Annotated in this window: 26 protein-coding genes; 13 read left to right on the top strand and 13 right to left on the bottom strand. The window is 43.8% G+C overall.

The window, feature by feature from the left end:
* Positions 1 to 26: 26 nt before the first annotated feature.
* Genes rplI through rpsF form a run of 3 tightly spaced genes read right to left on the bottom strand, consistent with a single transcriptional unit; the run spans position 27 to position 1,345 of the window.
* A complete protein-coding gene (gene rplI, locus ACN0QW_RS06830; protein WP_417429951.1) occupies positions 27 to 593 on the bottom strand; it encodes a 50S ribosomal protein L9 in 567 nt (188 codons plus the stop codon).
* A 15-nt stretch (positions 594 to 608) separates the two neighbouring features.
* A complete protein-coding gene (gene rpsR, locus ACN0QW_RS06825; protein WP_047764749.1) occupies positions 609 to 866 on the bottom strand; it encodes a 30S ribosomal protein S18 in 258 nt (85 codons plus the stop codon).
* A gap of 11 nt (positions 867 to 877) precedes the next feature.
* A complete protein-coding gene (gene rpsF, locus ACN0QW_RS06820; RefSeq protein ID WP_047764748.1) occupies positions 878 to 1,345 on the bottom strand; it encodes a 30S ribosomal protein S6 in 468 nt (155 codons plus the stop codon).
* 402 nt (positions 1,346 to 1,747) lie between these two features.
* Here rpsF and fabD point away from each other — a divergent pair, with 402 nt between their 5' ends.
* The 7 genes from fabD (at position 1,748) to ACN0QW_RS06785 (ending at position 7,890) form a co-directional block, all read left to right on the top strand.
* Positions 1,748 to 2,689 carry an ACP S-malonyltransferase gene (gene fabD / locus ACN0QW_RS06815; protein ID WP_417429948.1) on the top strand — a complete coding sequence of 314 codons (942 nt, stop codon included), beginning with the start codon at positions 1,748 to 1,750 and terminating at the stop codon, positions 2,687 to 2,689.
* A gap of 90 nt (positions 2,690 to 2,779) precedes the next feature.
* Complete coding sequence (gene fabG, locus ACN0QW_RS06810) at positions 2,780 to 3,520, top strand: 3-oxoacyl-[acyl-carrier-protein] reductase (RefSeq protein ID WP_417429946.1); 741 nt, start codon at positions 2,780 to 2,782, stop codon at positions 3,518 to 3,520.
* 187 nt (positions 3,521 to 3,707) lie between these two features.
* A complete protein-coding gene (locus tag ACN0QW_RS06805) occupies positions 3,708 to 3,944 on the top strand; it encodes an acyl carrier protein (RefSeq protein WP_046507651.1) in 237 nt (78 codons plus the stop codon).
* A 77-nt stretch (positions 3,945 to 4,021) separates the two neighbouring features.
* A complete protein-coding gene (gene fabF / locus ACN0QW_RS06800) occupies positions 4,022 to 5,284 on the top strand; it encodes a beta-ketoacyl-ACP synthase II (protein ID WP_417429943.1) in 1,263 nt (420 codons plus the stop codon).
* A 13-nt stretch (positions 5,285 to 5,297) separates the two neighbouring features.
* Complete coding sequence (gene mltG / locus ACN0QW_RS06795; protein ID WP_417429941.1) at positions 5,298 to 6,299, top strand: endolytic transglycosylase MltG; 1,002 nt, start codon at positions 5,298 to 5,300, stop codon at positions 6,297 to 6,299.
* A gap of 219 nt (positions 6,300 to 6,518) precedes the next feature.
* Positions 6,519 to 6,737, top strand: coding sequence for a translation initiation factor IF-1 (gene infA / locus ACN0QW_RS06790; RefSeq protein WP_046507661.1), 219 nt, complete (start codon positions 6,519 to 6,521; stop codon positions 6,735 to 6,737).
* A 349-nt stretch (positions 6,738 to 7,086) separates the two neighbouring features.
* Complete coding sequence (locus ACN0QW_RS06785; RefSeq protein ID WP_417429939.1) at positions 7,087 to 7,890, top strand: YdhR family protein; 804 nt, start codon at positions 7,087 to 7,089, stop codon at positions 7,888 to 7,890.
* A 129-nt stretch (positions 7,891 to 8,019) separates the two neighbouring features.
* Here the strand turns inward: ACN0QW_RS06785 and ACN0QW_RS06780 are convergent, their stop codons facing one another.
* Positions 8,020 to 8,781: an SDR family NAD(P)-dependent oxidoreductase gene (locus ACN0QW_RS06780; RefSeq protein WP_299378252.1), complete on the bottom strand. Its 762-nt coding sequence runs from the start codon at positions 8,779 to 8,781 to the stop codon at positions 8,020 to 8,022.
* 120 nt (positions 8,782 to 8,901) lie between these two features.
* Here ACN0QW_RS06780 and ACN0QW_RS06775 point away from each other — a divergent pair, with 120 nt between their 5' ends.
* Together ACN0QW_RS06775 and gmk are read left to right on the top strand one after the other, a co-directional pair.
* Positions 8,902 to 9,795 carry a YicC/YloC family endoribonuclease gene (locus ACN0QW_RS06775; RefSeq protein WP_417429936.1) on the top strand — a complete coding sequence of 298 codons (894 nt, stop codon included), beginning with the start codon at positions 8,902 to 8,904 and terminating at the stop codon, positions 9,793 to 9,795.
* A 19-nt stretch (positions 9,796 to 9,814) separates the two neighbouring features.
* Positions 9,815 to 10,459 (top strand): guanylate kinase, encoded by a 645-nt coding sequence (gene gmk, locus ACN0QW_RS06770; RefSeq protein ID WP_299378247.1) that lies wholly within the window; start codon positions 9,815 to 9,817, stop codon positions 10,457 to 10,459.
* A gap of 15 nt (positions 10,460 to 10,474) precedes the next feature.
* Here gmk and rsmA read toward each other — a convergent pair whose 3' ends face one another.
* The 6 genes from rsmA to ACN0QW_RS06740 are packed head-to-tail and all read right to left on the bottom strand — an operon-like array spanning position 10,475 to position 18,115.
* Positions 10,475 to 11,335 (bottom strand): 16S rRNA (adenine(1518)-N(6)/adenine(1519)-N(6))-dimethyltransferase RsmA, encoded by an 861-nt coding sequence (gene rsmA, locus ACN0QW_RS06765; RefSeq protein WP_417429934.1) that lies wholly within the window; start codon positions 11,333 to 11,335, stop codon positions 10,475 to 10,477.
* A gap of 2 nt (positions 11,336 to 11,337) precedes the next feature.
* Positions 11,338 to 12,348, bottom strand: a complete 1,011-nt coding sequence (pdxA, locus tag ACN0QW_RS06760; RefSeq protein WP_417429932.1) for a 4-hydroxythreonine-4-phosphate dehydrogenase PdxA — start codon at positions 12,346 to 12,348, stop codon at positions 11,338 to 11,340.
* On the bottom strand, positions 12,345 to 13,592 hold the full coding sequence (locus ACN0QW_RS06755; RefSeq protein ID WP_417429930.1) for a peptidylprolyl isomerase: 1,248 nt from the start codon (positions 13,590 to 13,592) through the stop codon (positions 12,345 to 12,347). Before ACN0QW_RS06755 ends, pdxA begins: the two co-directional genes overlap by 4 nt.
* 39 nt (positions 13,593 to 13,631) lie before the next feature.
* Entirely contained in the window at positions 13,632 to 15,839 is a 2,208-nt protein-coding gene (locus ACN0QW_RS06750; protein ID WP_417429928.1) for an LPS-assembly protein LptD, read from the bottom strand.
* A 3-nt stretch (positions 15,840 to 15,842) separates the two neighbouring features.
* Entirely contained in the window at positions 15,843 to 16,967 is a 1,125-nt protein-coding gene (gene lptG, locus ACN0QW_RS06745) for an LPS export ABC transporter permease LptG (RefSeq protein ID WP_417429926.1), read from the bottom strand.
* The gene (locus ACN0QW_RS06740) at positions 16,967 to 18,115 is read right to left on the bottom strand and encodes an LptF/LptG family permease (protein WP_417429924.1); all 1,149 of its coding nucleotides are present in this window, start codon (positions 18,113 to 18,115) and stop codon (positions 16,967 to 16,969) included. Before ACN0QW_RS06740 ends, lptG begins: the two co-directional genes overlap by 1 nt.
* A 207-nt stretch (positions 18,116 to 18,322) precedes the next feature.
* Here ACN0QW_RS06740 and ACN0QW_RS06735 point away from each other — a divergent pair, with 207 nt between their 5' ends.
* Together ACN0QW_RS06735 and ACN0QW_RS06730 are read left to right on the top strand one after the other, a co-directional pair.
* On the top strand, positions 18,323 to 19,822 hold the full coding sequence (locus ACN0QW_RS06735; protein WP_417429922.1) for a leucyl aminopeptidase: 1,500 nt from the start codon (positions 18,323 to 18,325) through the stop codon (positions 19,820 to 19,822).
* 50 nt (positions 19,823 to 19,872) lie between these two features.
* Positions 19,873 to 20,328, top strand: a complete 456-nt coding sequence (locus ACN0QW_RS06730) for a DNA polymerase III subunit chi (protein ID WP_417429920.1) — start codon at positions 19,873 to 19,875, stop codon at positions 20,326 to 20,328.
* 34 nt (positions 20,329 to 20,362) lie between these two features.
* Here ACN0QW_RS06730 and ACN0QW_RS06725 read toward each other — a convergent pair whose 3' ends face one another.
* Both ACN0QW_RS06725 and ACN0QW_RS06720 read right to left on the bottom strand, forming a co-directional pair.
* A complete protein-coding gene (locus ACN0QW_RS06725) occupies positions 20,363 to 21,187 on the bottom strand; it encodes a universal stress protein (RefSeq protein ID WP_417429918.1) in 825 nt (274 codons plus the stop codon).
* A gap of 135 nt (positions 21,188 to 21,322) precedes the next feature.
* Complete coding sequence (locus tag ACN0QW_RS06720; protein ID WP_417429916.1) at positions 21,323 to 22,240, bottom strand: AraC family transcriptional regulator; 918 nt, start codon at positions 22,238 to 22,240, stop codon at positions 21,323 to 21,325.
* 164 nt (positions 22,241 to 22,404) lie between these two features.
* Here ACN0QW_RS06720 and ACN0QW_RS06715 point away from each other — a divergent pair, with 164 nt between their 5' ends.
* Together ACN0QW_RS06715 and ACN0QW_RS06710 are read left to right on the top strand one after the other, a co-directional pair.
* Positions 22,405 to 23,241, top strand: coding sequence for a cysteine hydrolase (locus tag ACN0QW_RS06715; RefSeq protein WP_417429914.1), 837 nt, complete (start codon positions 22,405 to 22,407; stop codon positions 23,239 to 23,241).
* Between the two features lie 328 nt (positions 23,242 to 23,569).
* Positions 23,570 to 24,304, top strand: a complete 735-nt coding sequence (locus tag ACN0QW_RS06710; RefSeq protein WP_417429912.1) for a substrate-binding periplasmic protein — start codon at positions 23,570 to 23,572, stop codon at positions 24,302 to 24,304.
* Positions 24,305 to 24,323: 19 nt separating this feature from the next.
* On the opposite strand, the gene ACN0QW_RS06705 is transcribed toward ACN0QW_RS06710, so the two are convergent.
* Positions 24,324 to 26,231 carry an ABC-F family ATP-binding cassette domain-containing protein gene (locus tag ACN0QW_RS06705; protein WP_417429910.1) on the bottom strand — a complete coding sequence of 636 codons (1,908 nt, stop codon included), beginning with the start codon at positions 26,229 to 26,231 and terminating at the stop codon, positions 24,324 to 24,326.
* Positions 26,232 to 26,346 lie beyond the last annotated feature (115 nt).

Genomic DNA, 26,346 nt, shown 5'->3' with positions numbered 1-26,346 from the left:
AAAACTCAAAAGTGAGAAAAGAAGACTTATGCTTCTGTTTCTTCTTCTGTGATTTCTTCTTCAACTACTTCAGCAACAGCTTCACGTTCTTCAGCGGCTTCCTCATTGGAAACAGCACCGCCAGAGCTAAGCTGTAGCTCAGCTTCTTCAGCAGAACGTGCAGTGTTAACAACAATGTTAACGGTAACTTCTGGGTGTAGCATAACTTTAACGTCGTGCAGACCAAGAGTTTTGATAACTTTGTTGAGAACAACCTGAGAACGAGCAACAGTGATGCCAGATTCAGTAACTGCTTCAGCGATATCACGAGTGTTTACAGAACCGTAAAGCTGCCCGGAATCACCAGCCTGACGAATCAGGGAAACAGTTAGACCTTCAAGCTTACCAGAAACCTGTTCGGCTTCTTCGCGACGCTTGAGGTTGTCTGCTTCCAGCTGAGCACGCTGGTTTTCAAAGTGTTCAAGATTTGATTTAGTTGCGCGCATAGCTTTCTGCTTTGGAAGCAGGAAGTTACGAGCATAACCAGGTTTCACGGTGACAACATCACCCATTTGACCAAGTTTTTCGATGCGTTCTAGAAGGACGACTTGCATGATAAAATCTCCTTCTTACCCGATCAAGTATGGCAATAGAGCAAGGAAGCGAGCACGTTTGATAGCTTTTGCAAGCTCGCGCTGTTTCTTTGCAGATACTGCAGTTATACGACTTGGTACAATTTTACCGCGCTCAGAGATGAAACGCTGCAGAAGACGTGTGTCTTTGTAGTCGATCTTTGGTGCGTTTGCACCAACGAACGGGCAGCTTTTACGGCGACGGTTAAACGGGCGACGTGAACCAACGCCCTGGCTAACGATTTGAACGGCCATGTTTCTCTTCCTTAGCTAGCTGTTGCTTCACGAGGAGCGCGATCACCACCCTCACGAGGAGGACGACCACCACGATCACCACCGCGGCCACCACGATCACCGCCGCGGTCATCACGACCACCACGACCACCACGACCACCGCGCTCATCACGGCTGCCACGGTTTTGCATGACGACAGAAGGCTCTTCTTCGAGTACATCAACTTTGATAGTTAGTGTACGAAGAACATCGTCGTTCAAGCGCATAACACGTTCCATTTCCTGGACCGCTGCAGATGGAGCATCGATGTTGAGAAGAACGTAATGACCTTTGCGATTTTTCTTAACGCGATAGGCCATGTTACGCAGACCCCAGTATTCGGTCTTAGCAACAGAACCACCATTTTCGGTGATAATAGCAGTAAACTGCTCAGTGAGTGTATCGACCTGAGAGGACGAGATGTCCTGACGTGCGATATATACACATTCATAAAAAGCCATAGTTACTCCTCACGGCTTTGTGGGTAGAGGAAAACCTATACCCGGAGCTGGTGTCCTTGTTTCCGCTAGAGGTCACCAGCAAGGAGTTGATTTAGTGCGGATTAACGTGCGGAATATAGCGATCTTGCTGCGTGGGTCAAGCTCTATAGTGTGCGTGGCAACTAACTGATTGAAAAGATACGATTATACCTATGTCTTTATTGTATGGTTTCGCCCTTGAAAATTATTAGGTGCTCATGCCGTTGCATAATCAATTGTAGAAGGCTATTTCTGGGGCAACACAAATACCCTGAATGTTGTTTGTTCATCAACGGATTAAAGTCTTGACGGTTTGATTGGGCAGACGGGTGTAATACGGCGTTGTTACACCAAGACATCAGCGCGTTTAATAAGGAGATTATAATGAAGCGTGCATTTGTTTTTCCTGGGCAGGGATCTCAGGCTGTTGGGATGGGGAAAGAGCTAGCGGAAGCTTTTCCAGTAGCCCGCGAAGTTTTTGAAGAAGTTGATGAAGCTCTTGGACAAAAGTTATCAGCCTTGATGTTTGAGGGGGCAATTGACGAACTCACGCTTACAGAAAATGCCCAACCTGCTTTGATGGCGGTAAGCACAGCGGTGACCCGTGTGTTGCAGAACGAAGGTAGCTTATCCTTGAGTGATCATGCTGCTTTTGTTGCGGGACATTCTCTTGGTGAGTATTCAGCATTAACGGCCGTTGGCACCCTAGAGTTGGCTGATGCGGCACGTTTGTTGAAACTACGTGGTCAGTCAATGCAACAGGCTGTTCCTGTTGGTGAGGGCGCTATGGCGGCTCTTCTTGGGTTGGATTTTGAAGACGCACAAGCTGTTGCAGAAGAAGCAGCGCAGGGTGAAGTTTGCTCCGCTGCTAATGATAATGCGCCTGGGCAGGTTGTTGTTAGTGGTCACAAAGCTGCTGTTGAACGTTGTTTGGAAATTGCAAAAGCCAAAGGGGCAAAGCGAGCTGTATTGTTACCAGTGTCAGCCCCTTTCCATTGCTCATTAATGGCTCCTGCGGCGGATGCCATGGCCGAAGCTTTGGCTTCTGTGACTTTACGAGCCCCATCAATACCCGTTGTTTGTAATGTTTCGGCTGATATGGTCACGGATCCGGAGACGATTCGTAAATATCTTGTCCAGCAGGTGACGGGTGTTGTTCGTTGGCGCGAGTCCGTACTTTATATGCGCGCAAATGAAGTTGAGCAGTTGGTTGAACTTGGTGCTGGTAAAGTATTGAGTGGTCTTAATCGCCGTATTGACCGGGACCTTAATTCTGCAAATGCCGGAACGCCCGCAGAAATTGAAAGCCTGTTGAAGAGTCTTTAAAAAAATCTCAAAGCAGAAGTTCTGGTACTTGGTATCATGTCTGAAATTGAGTACCCTTCTGCGCATAAATATTGATCTTAGGAGTATAGGATGTTTGATCTTTCCGGTAAGACAGCACTTGTAACAGGTGCTTCCGGCGGTATTGGTAGTGCAATTGCCAAGACGTTGCATGATCAGGGGGCCGTTGTTGGTCTTTCTGGAACCAGAGTAGAAGCGCTTGAAAAGGTAGCCGCTGAACTTGGTGGTGATCGGGTCCATGTTCTACCCGCGAATCTATCAGACCCAGATGCACCAGCTGATTTGGTAAAGCGTGCTGATGAGGCGATGGGGCAGCTGGATATTTTGGTAAACAATGCGGGACTTACCCGTGATAACCTTGCTATGCGTCTAAAAGATGAAGACTGGGATGCAGTCCTTGCTGTTAATCTTACGGCAAGCTTCCGGCTGTCCAAAGCATGTCTTCGCGGTATGATGAAGCGTCGCTGGGGGCGTATCATCGGGATTACCTCTATTGTCGGAACAACTGGTAATGCTGGTCAAACTAATTATGCTGCGTCAAAAGCAGGGTTGATTGGTATGAGCAAATCTCTGGCGCAAGAAGTTGCATCACGGGGGATTACGGTAAATTGCGTGGCGCCTGGCTTCATTGCAACGGCTATGACTGATGTACTAAATGATGATATAAAAGAAAATCTTCTAAGTGGTATTCCTTGCGCAAAACTTGGCTCACCCGAGGATATCGCAGCTTCCGTAGCATATCTTTCAAGTAACGAAGCTGCTTATGTGACAGGCCAGACCTTGCATGTTAATGGCGGAATGGCCATGATATAATCAGTATTTGACCCTCTGGCGTTGAATCTTTATGAAAGATAAACGATTAAGAGCGTTGGCAAGCCGACTTAAAGTATGTTATGAGGCGGCGCTTCTCTGTACTTAGCAGGGCAAAAATTGATAATTCAGGCCTTAGGGTCGTTAGTAAAACCGCCGAAAGGCGATAAATAGTTAAGGGCTAAAGTTTATGAGCAACGATGTCGCTGATCGCGTAAAGAAAATTGTAGTTGAACACCTCGGTGTTGAAGAAGCCAAAGTTGTGGAAAGTGCAAGCTTCATCGACGATCTTGGTGCTGACAGCCTGGATACTGTCGAACTCGTTATGGCATTTGAAGAAGAGTTCGGTTGTGAAATTCCAGACGATGCTGCTGAAAAAATCGTAACAGTTCAGAACGCTGTCGATTTCATTTCAGAAAACGTTTAATCGTTTTTTAGAAGTTTATAACGCCGGGGAACTCCCCGGCGTTTTCGTCTTTAATAGCGTAGAGACTTTGTAAAATCATGCGTCGTGTCGTTATAACCGGTCTCGGTATGGTATCTCCGCTTGGATGTGGTGTTGATCACATATGGTCACGCATTACCAACGGTGAATCAGGTCTAGGTAAAATTACTCAATTTGAGGCAGCTGATTTGCCGTGTCAGATTGCGGGTGAAATTCCTGTTGGCGAAACCGCTGACGGCTACTTTAATGCGGATGATCATGTCGCAGCAAAGGATCGCCGTAAACTAGATCCCTTTATTGTGTATGGTATCACTGCTGCTCAACAAGCTATTGAAGACGCGGGCTGGAAGCCTGAAGATGAAGAAAGTTTGTTCCGCACAGGTGTGATGATTGGCTCTGGTATCGGAGGCCTTCAAACCATTGCAAATGGGGCGGTGATGATTGAGGAAAAGGGGCCGCGTAAGCTTTCACCGTTCTTTATCCCTTCATCTCTAATTAATTTGATTTCAGGTCATGTTTCTATCCGTTATGGATACAAAGGACCAAACCACTCGGTTGTGACCGCCTGTTCAACAGGTGCACATGCCATTGGTGATGCTGCGCGCTTGATCCAGATGGATGATGCTGATGTGATGATTGCTGGTGGTGCCGAAGCTGCTGTTTGCAGGCTTGGAATTGCTGGTTTCTGTGCTTCACGTGCCTTGTCTACTGGCTATAATGACGCTCCTGAAAAAGGGTCACGTCCTTGGGATAAAGGACGTGATGGTTTCGTTATGGGCGAGGGCGCTGGTGTTGTCGTGCTTGAAGAGCTTGAGCATGCGAAGGCACGTGGTGCTACAATCTACGGCGAAGTGGTTGGTTATGGCTTGTCCGGGGACGCTCATCACATTACGGCTCCACCACCTGATGGTAATGGTGGTTTCCGTGCGATGTCTGCTGCTCTAAAACGTGCAGGTATAAACGCAGGTGATGTGAATTACATCAATGCTCACGGTACTTCTACTCCTTTGGGGGATGAGATCGAATTTGGTGCTGTAAAACGTCTATTTGGTGATAACGATGACGTTTGTATGTCATCAACCAAATCAGCTATTGGTCATCTACTCGGTGCTGCTGGTGCTGTTGAAGCAATCTTTTCCGTGAAAGCTATTAAAGAAGGTGTGATCCCGCCAACACTTAATTTGGAAGATCCATCTGACGAATGTCAGGGGATTAATCTGGTGCCTCTTGAAGCCCAGGAACGGAAAATTGATGTTGCGCTCTCTAATTCTTTTGGATTTGGTGGAACGAATGCAAGCCTAGTGCTTAAAGCATTCAGATAAGTTCACTTAAGCTGTGAGTGAAGAACAAAAAGTATCTACGAGGCCCTCTTTCTTTAAGTGGGCCTCGCTTGTTTTAGCCCTAGGAATTTTGTGCCTTTCAATTGTATTGTACATGGGGCAACAAGAATTTCTTGCGCCTGGCCCTCTCAAAAAAGATCTTACTATTGTGATCCCTAAAGGGTCTGGATTAGAGAAAATATCTAATATCCTAAAGGATGAAGGTGTCATTCGTGAGCCGCTTATCTTTCAGTTGGGGGCTCGCTACACAAAAAAAGCAAGAAACTTAAAAGCAGGCGAATTTTTAATGCCGGCTGCTGCTTCAATGCAGAGTGTCATTGAGATACTGGAAAACGGTAAAACTGTTAGTTACTCAATTACAATACCTGAAGGAAAGACATCCTACGAGATTGTCGAAATACTACGGAATAATCCTGATTTAGTTGGTGAAATTGATGATATTCCCGAAGAAGGGAGCCTTTTGCCCGAAACCTATCAATTTGTCCGGGGAGACAGTCGTCAATCAATTCTGAACCGAATGGAACAAGCATTAAGCTCCAGTCTTGATAAGCTGTGGGACAATAGGCAGGAAGGTTTACCGCTCAAGACCAAAGAAGAAGCATTGGTTTTGGCGTCTATTGTTGAAAAGGAAACTGGGATTGCAGCTGAAAGACCACTTGTTGCAGGGGTCTTTATCAATCGCTTGAACTTGAAAATGCGTTTACAGTCTGATCCTACGGTATCCTATGGGATAACTCTTGGTACTAAGCCTTTGGAACGCAGTCTATCGCGTAAAGATTTGAAGACACCTACGCCCTATAATACCTATACGATTGATCGGCTTCCTCCTGGGCCAATTGCTAATGTTGGTTTGTCTGCGCTAGAAGCTGTAATTCAACCTGCTAAAACAAAATATCTTTATTTTGTCGCGGATGGCACTGGCGGTCACGCTTTTGCTCGTAGTCTTAAAGAACATAATAAAAACGTTCGTCATTGGCGTTCTGTAAATAAGAAATAGGATAAGCGTCACTCCTACGAAGTTGTTAAGCGAGATGGTTTTGGAAATTAGAACATACGGTTACTGTCGGATTGTCCGTAGTTTTACGTTTGTTTTAAAATGTGATTTCATTAATTTTTAACGATAGTTATGCAAATATGAGATGATTACTTGACCTTTCGCAAATGTTGAGTAGTTTTGCGGCACGCACAAATGCGGTATAAAAAAGGCAAAGGTTGAATGGCTAAAGAAGAACTCCTTGAGTTTAGTGGTACTGTTATCGAAAAGCTCCCGAATGCAATGTTCCGGGTCGAGCTTGAAAATGGACACGAAATTATTGCCCACACTGGCGGTAAAATGCGCAAGTTCCGCATTCGTACTATGGTTGGTGATAAAGTTGACGTCGAAATGACCCCCTATGATTTGACTAAGGGCCGGATCACTTTCCGTCACAAATAACTCTATCTTTTCAAAATAGAGAATACAGTGCAGTTGCGCGTTTGGTCATTAAGACGGAACGCGCATTTTGTGCTTCTATTATATGATAAATTATCCCCTCTGAGCTGATGGATATTTTATGGAATGTCCATGATTACGGCATCCGCTTGTATCGCTCGACATTCATTTATTACTTTTCTGAAACGATACTGATAATACGCTGGCATGTATCTTAGCGCCTTCGAGACTTGCGCGTATAAGTTCATACATTATTTGAAATATAACGAACGATATAAAAAAGTTGACAAAAATATATCGATCGTTATATTTTTGTGCGTATAAGAAAATTAAAATAATCAAAGGTGAGAAAATGAGTGAAAGTAAATTAGGTGATTTAGATAACGGGATGAAGTCACGCCGGGATGTATTAGTTGTAGGGGCAAAAACAGTAGCCGCAACAGCATTCGCGTCAACACTTGGGTCTAGAGGTGTTCTCGCACAATCAAATACTAATTCATTGGGAAAAATCATGGACACGAAAGCATTCGTATATACTGAAGTACAAATTAATGTTCCTTTTGAAAAAGCACCGTGGGGGGATGTAAATAGAGCGATAAAAGAACAGCCCGGATTTATAAACAAAACTTGGCTGGCAGGCGTTAAGACAAATTCACTTGGTGGTATCTACGCATTCGACAGTATTGAAAATGCACAAAAATTTGTAACGGGGTACTTTCCTGCTGAAGCGGGTGGGTTTGGTGCTGCGCACAATACCCGTATTTTTGATGCGACACTTGTAAAAGATGCAAGCCTGGATATTGGTTCTCCACACTTTGGTATTGCACCTCGGCAAAAGCCAGGAGCGTTTGTTTATACAGAAGTACAAGTTAACGTGCCGTTTGCAAATGCACCTTGGCAGGAACGCAACCCTGTTTTGAAGCAACAAAAAGGTCTGTTAGCGAAAACATGGCTGAGTGGTTTGCACACCAATACCATCGGTGGGATTGATGCCTTTGATACGCTAGAGAATGCCACTTCTTTTGCCTTGGAAACATTCCCTCAGACAGCAAAAAGGATGAATGCGGCTTTCTATACACGTGTGTTTGATGCCAACCTGACTGAAGAGGCGAGCCGAGATATGTATTCACCCTTTTTGTATAGATCTGAACGATAAAACTATATTAGGCCGTTCCATTTATTGGGACGGCTTTATGGTGTTGTTTCTTACAGGGTATGATCGTTAGAGCTTAACCTAATTAGACAGAATTTATTGTCATTTTGCGGGAATATAATTTGTGATGAATTACTGCTTGTTAGGTAATTTGTTCGAGATAAATTCTGAGAGATAAAGGGGCAGTGCAGAGAAGAACAATACAGCAAGGTACATTGGTTTTGGAAAAGAGATACGGGCTTTGTTCCGTTCTAAACCTTTGCCAATAATGGTCGCTGCTTTTGCACCTTCCATTAAAAATGGCATTGGAAATTTATTGACGGCTGTAATACCGCTTTTGACAAAGCCGGGTGTTATCACTGAGACCTTGATGTTGCTCTTCTTTAAGGTGCCTCGTAGGCTTTCTCCCCAGGTACGAACAGCTGCTTTACTGGCACAGTAAGCAGGGGCACTAGGAAGCCCTTTAAATGAAGCGAGAGAAGACATAATCGCGATTTGTCCCTGACCATTGGATTTCATGATCTCAATTGAAGGGAGAACAGTGTTGAGTACACCGTTCAGATTTATATCCATTATTTCCCGCGTTTGACGGTCAGATTCGTCTTGTTTTCCTGTGCCGCCTGAAATGCCTGCGTTGGCTATAACAAGATCAAGTTTTGACAGTTGATTGGCTTTTATGATTTCTTGGTAGCAGGCCCATTGGTCTATGACATCCAATTGCAATTGATGGACGTCTGCACCACGTTTTATACATTGATCTGATATGGTCTTTAAACGTTCCCTATTTCTGCCCGTAAGGAATAAAATATTTCCTGGCTTGGCATAATATTCTGCAAGGGCGGCACCAATACCACTAGAAGCGCCGGTAATAAATATCGTCTTTGGAATTGTCATTCTTGCAGTAACTCATATGCTTTGGGTATAAGACTTATGAAAATAAGGCTGCTTGTGATGAATGTAAAACAATCGATCATGTGGTTGAGTAGGATGTTTCAATAACCCCAAGGAACCATTATGGGAAAAGCAATTGCCAGCATGACAGGATTTGCCCGTGCTGAAGGTGAATACGGAGGGACAACCTGGTCTTGGGAGCTTAAAAGCGTCAATGGTAAAAACTTGGACGCCAGATGTCGGGTTCCAAATGGATTCGAAATTTTAGATGCAAAAGTCAGGTCCGCGTTGGCAAAAAACTTTAAACGCGGAAATTTCCATATCAACCTTGTGATTGATAACAAGCAGAAGTCGGTGAAGTTGCAAGTGAACGAGGAGATCCTGCAACAAGTTATTCCGCTTGCAACAAGAATTAGTAATGATCTGGATGCTGTTGCCCCTTCCATTGACGGCATTTTGAATTTGCGTGGTGTGTTAGAGCTTGTTGAGGAAGAGGAAGCTCAAGATGAGGCTGATACGCGTATGGGTTTGATTGAAACAAGCCTAAAAGATGCTATTGACGCAATGAAAAGAACGCGTTGCGAAGAGGGAGCAAGGCTTGGAGAAATTGCATCCAGCCAATTGGATGATATTGATAGATTACAAAAAGAAGCTGCGAAACTTGCTGCGACACAACCGGCAGCGATACAGGGACGGTTTAATAAACAACTGACAGAGTTGTTATCTGATACAAGTACTGTTTCCGAAGAGCGTCTAGCACAGGAAATCGCGATCCTTGTAACGAAGGCTGATATTCGAGAAGAGCTTGACCGTCTCGCTGCGCATGTTGCTGCTGCACGTGAGCTTTTGAAAAATGGGGGCCCCTGTGGGCGTAGGTTAGACTTCCTTTGCCAAGAGTTTAATCGCGAAGCCAACACACTTTGCTCAAAGTCTTCTGACGTTGCATTGACGACGATTGGTATTGAGCTAAAGGCAACGATAGAACAACTTCGCGAACAAATTCAAAACGTCGAATAAAAGTAAGGTTTTAGAAACAATGAATGCTGTTGTTGCTCCCACGCTTGAACGTCGTGGACTTATGCTGGTCCTTTCTTCCCCATCCGGGGCTGGCAAAACAACAATTTCCAGAATTTTACTGGAAAGAGAAGAAGAGCTTACGCTATCGATATCTGCGACCACCCGGCAAATGCGCCCGGGGGAAATCCACGGCAAAGATTATTTCTTTGTGAGTTCTGAAGAGTTTAACTCGATGGTGGATAGTAATGAGATGCTGGAGCATGCAACTGTATTTGATAATAAATATGGCACACCAAGTGAACCTGTAGAACAAGGGCTTTCATCTGGGCAGGATGTTCTGTTCGATATTGATTGGCAGGGAACACAACAAGTTGCTGCAAAGGCAGCTAATGATATCGTTCGCGTGTTTATCCTTCCGCCGTCGTTGGAAGAGTTAGAGAGACGCCTTTATGCGCGGGCTCAGGATAGCGAAGAGGTTGTCAAAGGACGGATGGCTAAAGCAGCTGATGAAATGAGTCATTGGGCGGAGTATGATTATATTATTGTAAATACAGATGTAGAAAAATCTGTTGCCGATGTTCAGGCTATTCTCAGGGCAGAGAGATTAAAGCGAGACCGTCGGCCTGACCTTGATTCTTTTGTCCGTGGATTACGCCAAGCGTAGTTTTGGAAGTGGGCTTTAGGATCGGCTTTTAAGGTGATCATAGGCGCGGGCAATTGAACAGAACTCTTCAATGGTAAGTTCTTCTGCCCGGGCTGTCTCTTTTATATCAGCGATTGATATAAGCTCTGGAGTATCCGTGCCCAGACTTTTTAGGCTTTGACGCAACATTTTACGTCTTTGCCCAAAGGCTGATTCTGTGATTTTTTCCATCGTAAATACATTGGCTTCGGCCAATGGTTTTGGTCTAGGCTCCAGCCTTGCTACTGTTGATGTTATCTTCGGTGGAGGGATGAAGGCCCTAGGCGGAATATCAAAAAGCGCAGAGGTTTCGCAGAGCCATTGTGTCATGACACTCAGGCGGCCGTAGCTTTTTGTTCTTGGCTCAGCAATTAGGCGATCAACCACTTCTTTTTGAAACATGAGGGTTAAGCTTGCAAAGCAAGTTGAATCCAGAGCAACTTGTTTCAGCCATCGAAGAAGGAGTACTGTTGAAATGTTATATGGCAGATTGGCGACAATTCGTCGTGGAGGGCTTCCAAGTTCTGTTAAGTCGACCTTGAGGGCGTCGCTTTCCATAACTTGTAATTTATTGCCATAAGCAGTTGAGACTTCTTTCAGGGCTTCGAGACAACGTTGATCTTTCTCTATGGCAATAACGTGTTGGGCGCCTTCCATAAGCAGCCCACGTGTTAAACCGCCCGGCCCGGGGCCAATCTCGAATATTGTTCCTTGATCAAGTGGGCCCCCACCTCTTGCTATTCTGGAGGTAAGATTTAAATCCAGTAAAAAATTTTGCCCAAGAGATTTTTTTGCGGCGAGATCAAAGCGCGAGATAACATCTCTTAGTGGGGGGAGGTTGTCCGGTGATCTGTTCATTTTTAGTGTACTTTGGCTCTTGCCATTGTTGTTGCCATTTCAATCGCTGCAATAAAACTATTGGGATTTGCAATTCCCTGTCCAGCTATATTATAGGCGGTTCCGTGATCAGGTGAAGTCCGGATAAAGGGAAGACCAAGTGTAATATTGACGCCGTTGTCAAAATCCAAGGTCTTAATTGGGATCAATGCCTGATCATGATACATACAAACGGCGACATCGTATCCCTCGCGTGCTTTGGCATGGAACATTGTGTCTGCTGGTAGAGGACCTCTGACGTCGATGCCTTCTTTACGAAGGAACTCAAGTGTTGGAATGATCAGATCAATTTCTTCTGAACCCATTGTGCCGTCTTCACCAGCGTGCGGGTTTAGTCCTGAAACTGCAATACGTGGTGTGCGAATACCAAAATCTTGTTTCAACGCGGTACTTGCCGTTCTTATTGTATGCGTTATCAAATCGCTATCGAGTTTATTTATTGCATCAGCTAGGGGTAGATGAATAGTAACGGGAATAACACGCAATTGTTTGGAAGCAAGCATCATAACGGACGGAGTTTTACTTTTGGCTAAATCCGCTAGGTATTCTGTGTGTCCGGGATGGTTAAAGCCTGATTGATAAAGAACGGCTTTATTAATGGGATTTGTGACAACTGCTGAGGCTTCTTTATTCTGTACAAAACCTACTGATCTTTTGATGGAATTAATAACAGCAGAACCATTGCGGGGATCTCCTACACCAGGAGTTACAGCTTCGTGTAGTTCTTCTGAAATGACAGGTAATGCCTGCCCAAAACAGGAAACAGCATCAATAGGAGTTGAAATTTCTCTAACAGGTACGTTTAACGATAGATCGGTTGCCAGTTTTTTTAAGCGACTAGGGCAATCTATTACAAAAAAAGGCTGTGCCGCCTTTTGATGTAATTTATCCCACGCTTTAAGTGTTAGTTCACCGCCAATGCCAGCAGGGTCTCCCATTGTTATAGCTACAGGTAAAGGTATAGATTGGCTCACAGACGTATATCCACGTTTGAACTTCTGCGAAGATCTAGAAGGTACCTTCTTGCTAGGGTATCTAATCTATCATTCGTCAGTTTTTCTTGAATTGCCAATCGATCAACACCACCACTTTCCTGACGATTACAGACTGCTATAACAGCCAAACCGCCCGTAACTTTGATTGCGGCTGTTGTTTGGCCTTCACTTACCTGCTCTATGGCTGCCCTAGTTGTGGCGGGAAGGTCTTTAGTTTTAAGGGTTCCTAAATCACCTGATCCATCGTCACCGAGTTCATCGGATAGTTCATCCATTTCATTACAGCTTGTGAATTTTCGTCTTGCATCAGCTGCTCTTGATTGTGCTTGTTGTGTTTCTTCAAAACTTGGATTTGCAGGCAAAGAGAAGAAGAATTGCTTTAGATGGACTTTCTGTTCACTTTCAGCAGAGCGTTGATCTTGAACTAAGAGAATATAATAACCTCTCTTGGTTCGTATCGGGCCGAGCAATGACCCTATAGAGGCGGATTCTACAGCGGTTTGAAGCTCGTTAGAAAGTTGCCCTGTTTGCAACCATCCCAGATCTCCACCCAACCCGGCACTGTTTGATTGTGATATTTGCCGGGCCAAAGCAGAAAAATTTCCACCATTTTTTATCGTCAGTAGAGCGTCATCTGCTTGTGCTTTTATTTTAGCTTCATCGGAAGCAGTATCGATACCGAGGAAAATCTCAAAAATTCTTTTCTGGACTGCTGGGCCATCTGATTGAAGTTTTGTAATAACTTCATCTATTTCAGCTTCAGAGATATTAACAGATGATCTTAGCCGTCTGTTAACAACTGCTCTCCATGCAATATCGGCTTTAAATTGGTCAAGAAGGGTTGTTGGAAGCACGCCTTGTTTCCGCAACCCATCTGTCAGTTGTTGTACCGTCATTTTGTTCTGCTTCGCAACAGCGGTCAGGGCACGTTGAACTTGTTGGTCTGATATTGTGATATTAAGTCGCTCGGCTTCTTGAAGTTTGAGCCTTTCGTCAATGAGAATACGAACCACTTGTCTGACCATTCTTTGTCGAACTTGCGGAGTGTTTTTTTGCTTGCTTGATACAATTGCGAGCTGAGTACGCTGGCTTACATCCAGCAAAGATATGATATCGTCGTTCACAACTGCTGCAGGACGTAAAACGTCTTGTGAAAATGAAGTCGTTGCTGTTGTTAGCATGAGGGCAAAGCCCAACAAATTCGCAGCAAAATTAATTCTCATTTGATACCGATACCTTTTGTCTCAAGTAGCCGAAATAAATTATAATGGCTGAATTGTACCCAAGTGTTTAAATGTTAACTCAACCATAAACCTGTTATCTGGCTCTACTTCTCTATCCTGGAACCATGTGCGAGAATATTGGCTATCTATAATGATACATTCATCATGGTAAATTAGGCCCAAGCTTGCTTCACGGGACGAATCTGCATCGATATCACGCGTATAGCTCGACCTGAGACTCCAATATTCAGTTAGAGCACTGTTAATTCCAATTTTGACTTCTTCTCTATCAGAGGTTTCACCATCGATATTGTCGTCTTTAAGGAAGACGTAATCCAAGTTTAAATTAAATGCCGCTGGGCCAATATTGACTTCAACTTCATTTCTATTAACGCCTAAATCATCAGGGTCAAACCTAAAGCGATATAGGGCATTAAAGTTATCAATAGTATATATACCTACATGCCCTACAATATCTGACACAGATTCTTTCAAACCTGAATTTTCTTCATGAAGGTTGCTTTCCCCGCTGAAACGATAACTTTGCCCAATTAAGAAATCTGCCTGGTTACCAGATACTGTCGATGCCGTCCATTTTACGCCATAACTTACGCGGCTTCCTGAATCTACACGGTCTGTTCCGGCAAACCGATTTAGAGAAAAGAGAGAGGCATCATCAAACTCAAAGTCACGGCTGTCGTCGTTTGGAATTTCGTTTGGATTCGATCCATTTGGTGCGAGGACACCTTGTACAATAGGTTCTATTGTTTGGCTAAAGTTACCGCGATGACTGGCAAAGGGAAAGCGCCATTCCAAAGCCATTTGAGGGAAAACGCGCCCCGTAAATCCTGAATAGCTATTCCCGTTCTTGCGAAGATCATTGTTTTCAGTATTGACACCATTTACCCAATAGCCATCAGTTTGTAACTGCGTGGTGAGTTTATATTGGTCTCCCCAAGAACCTGTGTAGGGGAGGTCCCATCCGCCGATAAGGGATACACGCCTGCTGTCACGCCCCTCACTACGCCCTAGAGCTTGTGCGTTAGCATCCAGACGATAGGTTGCTCCGGTTACGCCTGGTTGACTTTGAAAGTTGTATTTTGCCCGCGGTAAAACGAAAGGGTTTTCCGAATCATTGATGTCATTTCGAGTACTTTGAAATGTGTAGCTGTCGATTCTTGCAAAGTTTCGACCTCTGAAGCCTTCGATAAAAGCGCTTGTTTCTAATTCAGAATCTGTATTGAACCCATAAACTCGGCCATAAGTATCATCAGTCGCTCTCTCGGCGTTAAAACCCCACCGCCACGTTTTATCGAGATCAAAACGCCCTTCGCTTATTATCTGTCCGCGAAACTCGTCTTTTTTTACATTACCGTCATTTTCATCTCTATCGGCGATCGTTGCGCTGACTTCTATTGAGAGGTCACCTTTGTTGAATTTTTTTTCATACTCCCCTGCGAGCACGATCCCTTGTTTTGTTGTCGCGATAGGTGCAAATAAAAATTCTGAGGACTCGTCAATTGCCCAGTAATAAGGAATTTGTAGAGTTATACCCAACTGACTGGAGCTACCATAACTTGGTAAGAGGAACCCACTTCGTCTTTTTACTGTGGGGTCAGGATGGGCAAGGTATGGCGTGTAGATAACAGGGACACCAAATATTTCCATCCAAGCATGGTCATACTTTATTGTTTGTGATGTTTTGTTATGGACAATTTTTTTAGCCTTGAGCTGCCAGATAGGCGCCTTACTAGGATCATCTTTGCAAAGCTCACAAGGGCTGAAAACGCCATTCGAAAAGACAGAGATATTACCACTGGTTAATTGTCCCGTCGATGCTGCTAGACGACTACGATCTGTCAGTAGTATACGGATGTCGCGAATAAAGCCTTCTTTTAGGTTATCTGTAAGCTCAACATGTTCAGCAAAAACAATATCACCGCTTGGCTCTAGCAGGCTTATATTACCTGTTGCACTCACAACATTTGTGTTCATGTTATAAGATACACTATTCGCAAGAACAGTACGATCACCTTGCGAAATCTCGACATTCCCTGATGCTGTTACGACCCCTAATCCTTCGTCATAGACAACTTCGTCAGCACTGATAAGTGCTGGGATCTCTTCATTGATTCCTTCTAAAGATTGAGCAAAGGATTCATTTGATAAAGATAGTCCAACGACAAAAGTTAGTGCCAGTACAGACACTGAATTTTTTAGTAATGTTTTTACCCCCCTAAAAGACATGTTCTATCCGTCTTCCAGATGTAAAAGCATAGTGACACCTAACAATAGTGATACCCCCGCTGGTGACCAAGCTGCTAGGGCAACTGGCACTTTGGTTGATTGACCTAAGGCAAAAACAAAATTGGATAAGAAATAAAGCAGAAAACCAGTGAGAATACCAGAGAGGATCATCAATCCAACCCTGCCTCGTCGATGTTGTTGCATGGAAAAGGTGGCTGCAAGCAATACCATTGCAAGAAAAAGAAAGGGTTTAGAAAGTAGTCTATGAAATTGTAATTTGAGTTTAACTGCAGAAAAACCAGCCTTTTCCAATAAATTTATGAAATACGGTAACTCCCAAAAAGAGATTGATTTTGCGCTGGCAAAGCTGTCTTGAACTTTTTCCATAGTTAAGTCGGTTGGAATTAACACCTCATCAAAATAATCTGGCTTTTTACCAGGATAAGAGTGCCAAGTGTTCTGTAGGGCCCAATTGCCATTTTCTAAACGTGCTTTTCCTGCGTCATACCGAGACAAAAATTCCCCGTCATTGGTCAGGTTGAAGATAATGACGCGGTTTAAAGAAAGATCTTTATTCACAGATCCGGCATGAATAACGGAAAGACCGGTCTCGTCCGGTTGACGAAGCCATAACCCTGTTTCTGATACCTTAAATATGGCTTGATCTTTTTTCTTGTATAGCCGTGAAAGTTCTTTGTTTTTGGCAAATAAAGCTGATGATACTGGGTTAATTACAGCAAAAGACAATGCTCCAATTATGATGGAGCAGAAAGCAAAAGGAAAAATTATTCCCCAGATAGAAACGCCAGCGGATCTAATTATGACGAGTTCGTTTGCCCGTGTTAGCTTCCAAAAAGTTGCCATTGCTGCAAACAAAATCATGAATGGCATGATCTCTTCACTCAACTGAGGCATCTTATAGAGGACAATTTTTATGATCTGGAGGAAGGGGACGGCCTCATCTTCAAGATCATCCGATACTTCGATTAAGGAAATAAGGAAGACCACACCCATCAAAACAAAGAAAAAGCTAAAAAAGCTCATTAAAAAATTTTTGGATGCGTATCTAAAAAGAGTCCAAGAAATGTATGCAGACTTAACAGATTTCTTATTTACAAGTGTTGTCATTATGATGTCACAACCTCTTCATTGCGAGGAGGATGTGAACCACCAGAAGTTTTCGATGATAAATTTTTAGGCTTTTTCACAATGAAATAAAGGGAAGTGATCACAACAAATAATGGCCAGATATAAAGCAAGGGAATTAGGTTTTTGTTTTTTTCGGCAATATCTTTAAACAAGAACATTGTTAGCATCATAACCCCCATAAGGCTAATGGCGAACATAATGCGACCCAAATATCCTCTACGGCTAAATTCTCCAGACAGAAGACATGCTAGCGCTATAAAAGCCATTGCAAGGGTGAATAGAGGACTGGCAATACGATAATGGCCTGCTGCGACGAGCTTGTCGTAATTATCAACATCTCTTGGATCAGTTAAATCAGGAAACATTAACTGATTAAGAAAGCGTTCTCTGGGCTTTAACCATCGATCACTTTCTTCTTGACCGATGTCCCCGAATTTAAGGACATATTTGTCAGAATAAGCAATTGAAAGCTGCCCTGTTATGGGGTCGATTTCCTGTCGACTTGCATTCCAAAGGACAGCCCTGAAATCGTCCTCTTCTTTTAACAATGCACCGGTATCAGCTAAATAAGTTATTTGTTGTCCCGGGATGCTACTGTCATGAACGATGAGGCCTTTTAACTCCCCAGCAGGCGTTTTTTCTTTAAAATAAATAGTGTATTCAGTGTTAATTGTATTGAATTTTCCCGCTTTTAGAAGGACGGGCGATAGATTATCCCTAAAATAATGTTGTAGCTCTCTGAATTCACGATATGAAACAGGTAAAAAGTATAGATTGATGGCGACTACGGTTATCATTGATATGGTACCCAGCATTATTCCGGGGCGTGCGAGTTGAAGTTGTGAAAAACCTGCTGCCTTCAAGACGACAAGCTCACTATCCGTCGTCAATTTGTTATAGATAAAAAGGACCGAACAAAAAGTCGCGACCGGTATAACGATAACCAAGAAATAAGGCATCAACAAAATAACAAAATAGAAAAATGTCGATGCCGGAAGGCCGTCGTTAACAATCATGTCAACGAATCGTAATGATTGAGCCAGCCATACAGCAACAGCAAGAGACACTGCAACTGAAACAGCAAACAAAACCAACTGCACAAGCATATAGCGCGAAATTATCTGCATAGGGTCCGTAAAATAACCTATAAAAAAATATACAAAAGAAATAGCCAGAACACCCTTGTCACGTCCAGTTAATTCGTGGATTTTCATAAGAAGAATAATGAGATTTGAGTCATAGAATGCAAAGTTCTATGATTACGATTGCATTTTACAGAGTAATCCTTGTTCTATAGCAGCAATTAATTAAATCGTTTTACCGAAGAGGGCGACATGAAGTTTTCTTTTGTCTCTGACAATTTTCCTAGCACTGGCGCGATCGTAGCGACTGTATCTGAAGGTGGACTATTCTCCACAACTGCAAAACAATATGATAATAAGACAGGCGGTGCACTAGGACGTGCGGTCGCCAATAGTTCTTTCAAAGGCAAGAAGGGTGAGTTGCTCGAAGTTTTGGCACCAAGCGGTGTAGAGAATAGTCGAATTATTTTGGCTGGTCTCGGCAACCCTAATGAATTGATGGCAACAGATTTTGAAAATCTGGGGGGACAGCTTTATAAGGACCTTTCTTCTAAAGGAGAGAAAGTCGTCTGTGTGTGTACGGATGGTGCTCGTGTTCAAGGGGCAAGCGAAGATAACGCAGGTGCTCTTATCGCTTATGGTGCTTTACTTCGCAGCTATCGTTTTGATACCTATAAAACGGCCAGCAAAAACGATGCGAAAAATACACTCGAAGAGTTCACAATCTTCTCTGCTGATTCTGAGGGTACCAAAAGTGCTTATGCAACGTTATCCAAAGTTGCAGAAGGAGTGTTTTTTACCAGACAGTTGGTATCTGAGCCCCCTAATGAATTGTATCCTGATACATTTGCCGCACAGGCTAAAGAACTTGAAGCGCTTGGGGTAAAGGTATCTGTCTTGGCCGAAAGTGATATCGCAAAGCTGGGTATGAATGCTCTCTATGCTGTTGGTATGGGGTCTGAGCGTGAATCTAAAGTCGTCATTATGGAATGGAATGGTGCTTCTGAAAAAAGCACCGATAAGCCGTTAGCTTTTGTTGGTAAAGGCGTGACATTTGATACGGGTGGTATTTCGCTGAAACCGGCCGCCGGTATGGAAGACATGAAGTTTGACATGGGCGGTGCGGGAACTGTCTTTGGTTTGATGAAAGCACTTGCCGGCCGTAAGGCACAGGTAAACGTTGTTGGTGCGTGTGGCTTGGTTGAAAATATGCCGTCCGCCAATGCACAACGCCCTGGTGATATTGTAAAATCCTATTCAGGAAAAACCATTGAAGTATTGAATACGGATGCAGAGGGACGTTTGGTTCTTGCAGATGTTCTCTCTTACACGCAAGAGAAATACAATCCACGTCTCGTGATCGATTTGGCGACACTAACAGGTGCAATGATTATTGCTCTGGGTAATGATATCGCCGGTATTTTCTCAAACAACGATACTTTATGTGAACAGCTTACAAGCGCTGGTCTAAGTGTTGATGAACGTGTTTGGCGTCTGCCTCTTGCAGATTGCTATGATAAACTGTTGGACTGTGACGCAGCCGATATGAAAAATATTGGCGGTCGGGCTGCTGGGTCAATAACAGCGGCTCAATTCCTTCAGCGTTTCATCGATAAGGATCGTCCTTGGGTTCATATTGATATCGCGGGTGTTGCCTGGTCGACAAAAGAAAAAGCCATTGCGGCCAAAGGGGCGACTGGTTTCGGCGTTCGTTTGCTTGATCGCTTTGTTGCTGATAACTACGAAGATTAAAAATCAAAAGGCAGGATGCAGTGTATCCTGCCTTTTTTTGGATTATTTTGATGACAGATATACGTTTTTATCATTTGACTAAAACAGCATTGGAAAATGCACTTCCTCAAATGCTTGAAAAAGTCATAGAGCGTGGTCAGGAAGCTGTTATTCTGTCATCTGATGAGCGTGCATTGGGCGAACTGGATCAGAATCTTTGGGGGTATCGCCCAGATTCCTTTCTTCCTCATGGCACTAAACGTGATGGTTCAATTGAAGAGCATCCGGTTTGGTTGACCACTGAGCAGGATGATATTGCAAAACGGGATGTTGCCTTCATTGTGCATGGCGCACACCCTGGAGCCCTCGAAAGTGATAAAACCTCTTTATGCGCGGTTCTGTTTGATGGAAATAACCCAACAGTAGTTCAGGATTCTCGGGCCCTTTGGAAAGAGCTGAAAGCTGCCAATCATGAATTGACGTATTGGCAGCAAACAGATCGTGGATCTTGGGAGAAGAAGGCCTGATCTGCCTTTCTACACAAAAAACCTACTTACAGTGCTAGTGAGATAATAGGACAGGGAATTCCTGGTTGGAAAAGAGTGATTTTGTAACGCCACCAAATATCATTTCTCTGATCCGGCTATGTCCCCAAGCGCCAGCAACAATCAAACCGATCTCTTCTTCTTTACCTGTTTTTAGGATTACGTCCTCGGGGAAAGCGCTTTCAATTACTCTGTTTTCAGGTTGGATGCCGTGACGTTTCAAATGAGTAGAGATATCGTCTTGAGATATATTACCCTCTTCTGGCAACCCGACGGACAATAAGATTACTTTCTCTGCTGCTTTTAATAGTGGTAGGGCTCCCCTTACTGCGCGAGAGGCCTCAGCTGATCCATCCCAAGCGATGAGAATGTTTTTTGTAATATCGTCAGGAATTTTCCGATTGGGAAGGGCAAGAATGGGGAGGCTGCTTTCCATCAGCAATGACCCCGCAAACTCGAGCTCGTCGGCAAACTTTCCCTTTCCTTGGCTAATAATTGTCAGATCTGTAAAGCGTGCATGGAAGGCAACGATATCTACTTCTCGTCCTTCGTGCTCTCGCCATTCATAGCTTACCTCTGCGGCCTCAGCCTTTTCTTTGAAATTTTTTTGAACCGCAGCAGCTTGCTCTTTAATATTATTTCGCTGTTGTTCGATGATTTCTTCTGGAAAATATCCGGTTACGCCATGGGGTGAGCCATGCAGTATGGCTTCAGGTGTTCTTAGTGCGTGAACACCTAGAATGTGTGCTCCGTCAAACTTTGCAGATAGTTGTAGTGCTGCTTCTAAACGGGTTTGTCCTGCTTCTGTGTTATCAAGTTGAACCTGAATGTCCCTTAACATAAATGCATCTCCGTTTTTGAAATGTAAAAGATACTATAGTTCTACTGACGATGTATCCTATTTGATTAACTCATGAGAGTTTGCAAATTTATAAAAATATGTGCATTGATCTTAATCAATTTTGGCGAGTTTTAGTTAAGTTAACCCAATGTTGTTTCGCACCATCTTTCTATAGTGATCAGGTGCTTTCCCAAATTCGATTTCAAAGGCCTTGGTAAAGTAACTACGGCTGTGATAACCGACTTTTGATGAGATGATTTTTATAGGTAAATCTGTTGCACTTAACAGTTCTGCCGCGCGATGCAAACGAATGTATCTAAGTAATCCGATGGGGGTTGTTCCATAAATTTGCTTGAACTTATTCGCAAAGCTGGCACGACTCATTCCCACATTATAAGCCAAACTTTCCACAGTGTGATGTGTTTGGGGCTTGTTCAAAATATGTTGTAAGGCATCCCACATTTGTCGATCTTCAGCACCACGTAACCATTCAACAGATTTATGTCCCTCCAAATGATGACGCCTTACAAGCATAATAACGCATTGCTCTAGTAGTGAACGTGCCAAAGCCTTGGTGCCAATTGTTGGATTGGCAAGTTCTAATAATAATTCATCCATCGCATTTCGTATGCGATCTCCTGATGTTAATTGAGCGATCAAGGGTGTTTGAATTAAATTTAGCAATCCTGTTATACCGCGGTATGACACATCGACCAAACCACAGACTGCTGTTAAAGTTTGCTGTCCTGTCCCCGTTATCAGATGTTCAAGAGAGGCATCAAGCGGCCGGCATAACGGTAGGGGGGTATTTCTTTCTGTTGCGCTTATTAAGCTATGGTGATGGTGAGCCGGAAGGAGAATAATCGCCCCCGTTGATATTTTCTGCTTGGGATGGTTACTGATAGCAATCTCTCCCGATCCACTTGTAATGTAATGCAGAATTGCCTGATTTTGATTAGGCAAAGCAAGTGTTGTGCTTGCCCCACGAATTTCGCAAAAAGCAAAAGGGTTTAGATTGATGTCGATGGCTTCAAGGATATGGTCGATAGTCATGCATTATAATTTGTGCAATCTGTGACCGATAACAAGAACAGGGTTTTAAAATCATGCCTTCCCTGTTGAAAAAGACACAATCCAGACGATAAAGCACACATGACGTTCTAGATATTAGAGAACAAGGAATTATCCTTGGGTCAGAAATATTAAGGAACAGAACAATGTGTGATTGTCATGATCATAATGATAAAGCTTTTTCTCGCCGAGCAATGTTGGGGGGAGCTGCTGTAACGTTAGCCGCGGCAGGCCTAACAGCAACATCGCTTGGAAATAGTGCAGAGGCCGAAGCTTCTAACCCAAACTATGCTGATCCGGAAAAGCCTGCCTTGCCAGCTATTGATGTCGACGTCAGTTTAGCAGACACCGCTTTGGTTGTTGTAGATCCACAAATAGACTTTCTAAGTGAAAATGGTGTTGCGTGGGGTGTCGTCGGCGAGAGTGTTTCTGAACACAATGTGGTGAAGAATATTGGTAATTTATTGAATTCTGCAAAACAATCAGGAATGACCGTTGCTGTCTCGCCACATTATTACTATCCAACAGATCATGGGTGGCGATTTGAAGGGCCTTTGGAAAGGCTTATGCACAAGATTGGGATGTTTAATCGGAAAAGTTCTCTGAGCCTAGATGGATTTGAGAATTCCGGTGCTGATTTTATGCCAGAATATAAGAAACAAATTCTGGATGGGAAGACGATTATTGCTAGTCCACATAAGATCTACGGTCCACAGAATAATGATTTGTCGCTTCAATTGCGTAAAAATGGCATCAATAAAATAATCTTGGCTGGAATGTCTGCAAATCTTTGTGTGCAAGCTCATTTATATGATTTGCTAGAACAGGGATTCGAAGTGGCTGTCGTTCGCGATGCCACAGCAGCAGCGAAAATTCCCGAAGGTGATGGCTATCATGCTGCGTTAATTAACTTTCGATATGTTGCAAATGGTCTCTGGACAACAAAAGAAGCGGTGGAGAAGATTACAGCTGCGGCCGCATAAACCTTAATTAGTATTCCTGTATCTGCAATGTAGGTATAAGGCGTCCTTTCGGTGGCAACCGATTGGGCGCTTTATCTCGCGCCCATATTTGAAAGGTCGGTTTAAAAAACACTTTAATCATAATGAAAGATGTTACGGTTTAAAATGTAATGCTGTTGCTATGAGCGTCGGAGTTATTTTACTTCTAGCGACTGTTAGGGAGTTTGTGTTGGGTCCTTTTTTAACTTGGGTTTGGGGTATGTTGTTGAACCGAGCTAACTATTTTTTGGTTCTTTTGGTGTGCCTTATTATAAACGGCATATTGGTCTTTCCGTCCGAAGCTGACAAGATGAAGCTGCGTATCGGATACAATGTAAATTCGTCTTATCCACACTTTCTGGGTACTGGGCTTGAGCCTGCTTCACCACCTGGTGTGTCACTGGATGTGCTAAATCAGATTGCCAGTGATTTGGACTTTGATATTGAATACATAAGACGACCCGGGCGCCGCATCTTGAACGAACTTAAGGAAGACCAGTTGGATGCCGCGTTTATTTTTTCTTACAAGCCTGAACGAGAAGAATTTGGCGTCTTTCCCATGAAGGATAATAGACCTGATGGTGACAAGCGATTAGCGGTTCTATCGTATTATCTATATAAAATGAATGGGAACCCTATTGGTTGGGACGGTAAACGGTTTACCAATCAAGAGGGAGTAGTTGGTGCAAATTCTGGCTATTCGATTGCGAAGGATCTCAAGAGCAAAGGGATAAAGGTGGAAGAGGCGAGATCAACCAAGAATAATTTTGCCAAGTTAAGAAGTGGCCGGGTTGACGGTGTTGCCGATCAGGGAATAGTTGCTGATGCCTTTATATTTAAGAATAATATATCTGGCATCACCAAAGTATCTGAGCCAATAGCTACAAAAGATTATTTTTTAATTTTCGGTCATAAATTTTCTGAGAATTACCCTGATTTGCGAGACAAAATCTGGGATAAAGTTGCAGAATACAGAGACGAATTAACTGAAAAATTCATGCCACGTTACCTTGAAGAATATCAATTGCAACCTGGCACGAATTAATCAGAGAACTGTATCCGACCTAAGGTGACTCAAGTTTCTCTTGGGCTTCGAGCCAAAGGGTTTCTGCTTTCACCAGTTCTTTTTCTACTTTTGCCAGCTCTTTGGTGAGTTCCAACTGTCTGGCGTTATCGCCCTCATAGAGTGAAGGATCGGCCATATCTTTCTCAAGCTTATCTTTCTTTGCTTGAAATTTTTCCATTTTTTGTTCCGCGAGGCGAACGGCTTTTTTGAGGTCGCCTCCGGCAGCTCTAGCTTCTGCTGCTGCCCGACGTTTGTCTTTTTTACTCATGCTCTTTGCACGTGGCGCATCATTTTCCTGATTTGCATCGTTGGATTTGCGAGAGCTTTGGCGCTCTTTTCGGCGCTGTTCCATCAGGAGGCGCTTATAGTCTTCTAAGTCCCCGTCGTATGCTTGTACATTACCATCAGCGACGAGCCAGAAACGATCGGCAGTAAGTTCGATTAAATGTGGGTCGTGTGAAACTAGTACAATGGCGCCTTCAAAGGCGTTCATGGCCTGAACAAGGGCTTCTCTAGAGTCAACGTCCAGGTGGTTGGTCGGCTCATCCATAAGTAGGATGTGGGGGGCGTCTCGGGTTGACAGGGCGAAGAGCAGGCGTGCTTTTTCGCCACCTGATAGTTTGCCAACCTTTGTTGACACATGGTTCACGCCAAAGCCAAAGCGACCCAGTTGTGCTCTTACTTTTGATTCGGGTGTTCCTGGTTTCATCAAGCGGGCCATCAAGGTGTACGGCGTCGCATCGAGATCAAGTTCTTCGGCTTGATCCTGCGCAAAATAGCCAACCTTGAGCTTAGAGGATTTGTATAGCTGCCCTTCTTGAGGATCCAAACGTCCTGCAAGGAGTTTCACCAAGGTGGACTTACCATTGCCGTTTGCCCCAAGGAGTGCAATACGATCTTCCATATCCAAGCGAAGATCTAATCCCTTAAGGATTGGTTTGCCTGGCTCATACCCGATATCCACACGATCAAGGTTGATCAGCGGTGGCGCAAGTTCTTCTGGTGAGGGGAAATCAAAAGCCAAAGTACTGTCTTCTGAAACAGCAGCAATAGGCTGCATACGTTCCAACATCTTGACGCGAGATTGTGCTTGTTTGGCTTTTGACGCTTTGGCTTTAAAACGATCAATGAAGCTCTGAATGTGTTTGCGCTGTTCTTGTTGTTTTGCGTGTTGTGCCGCCTGGTGTTCAAGACGTTCCCGACGAACCTGTTCGAATTGATCGTAATTTCCTGTGTAGGAGTTCAGTTGAAGGTTTTCTAGATGGATAATCTTGTTGGCAACATTATTCAAAAGGGCACGGTCATGGGAAATGAGTAATAGGGTTCCCGGATAGTTTTTTAGATAACTTTCCAACCAGATTGTAGCTTCCAGATCTAGATGGTTGGTTGGCTCATCCAAAAGAAGGAAATCAGGTTCTGCAAAAAGGAGGCTGGCCAAGGCAACACGCATTTGCCAACCACCAGAAAGGGCAGAACAGGGCTGTTGCTGTGCTTCTTCATTAAAGCCCAGTCCCGCAAGTATACGTGCTGCTCTACTGGGGGCCGTATCTGCTTTTATATCCACAAGGCGCTCGTGAATTTCAGCTATGCGCATCGGATCTGTTGCCGTGTCAGCTTCTTTGAGAAGATCTGTCCGCTCAACATCAGATAGAAGAACAGTATCAATAAGACTGACATTGCCAGATGGAGCTTCTTGAGCAACTTTCCCCATCTTGGTTTTATTGGGAACGTTGATGTCGCCTGATTCTGAGCCAATCTCACCAGAGATAATTTTCAGCAGAGTTGTTTTACCCGTGCCGTTACGGCCGACAAAACCAACTTTATCGTTTTTGTGAACGGTTGCAGAGGCTTCTTCGAAAATCGGGCGGCCTACGATGCGGTATGTAAGGTTATTAATATGTAGCATGTGCGCTTAATATCACTGAAGAGAGGCTGTGGTAAGAGTTTTCTTGAGGAATATTTTTAAAATAATGCCAATTCGATTTTACGTGCTCACTTTTACGGCAAAAATTTGTTTTTAA

It is taken from the genome of Kiloniella sp., assembly GCF_048259265.1.
Classification (GTDB): domain Bacteria; phylum Pseudomonadota; class Alphaproteobacteria; order Kiloniellales; family Kiloniellaceae; genus Kiloniella.
This window is presented reverse-complemented; position numbering and strand designations above follow the sequence as displayed.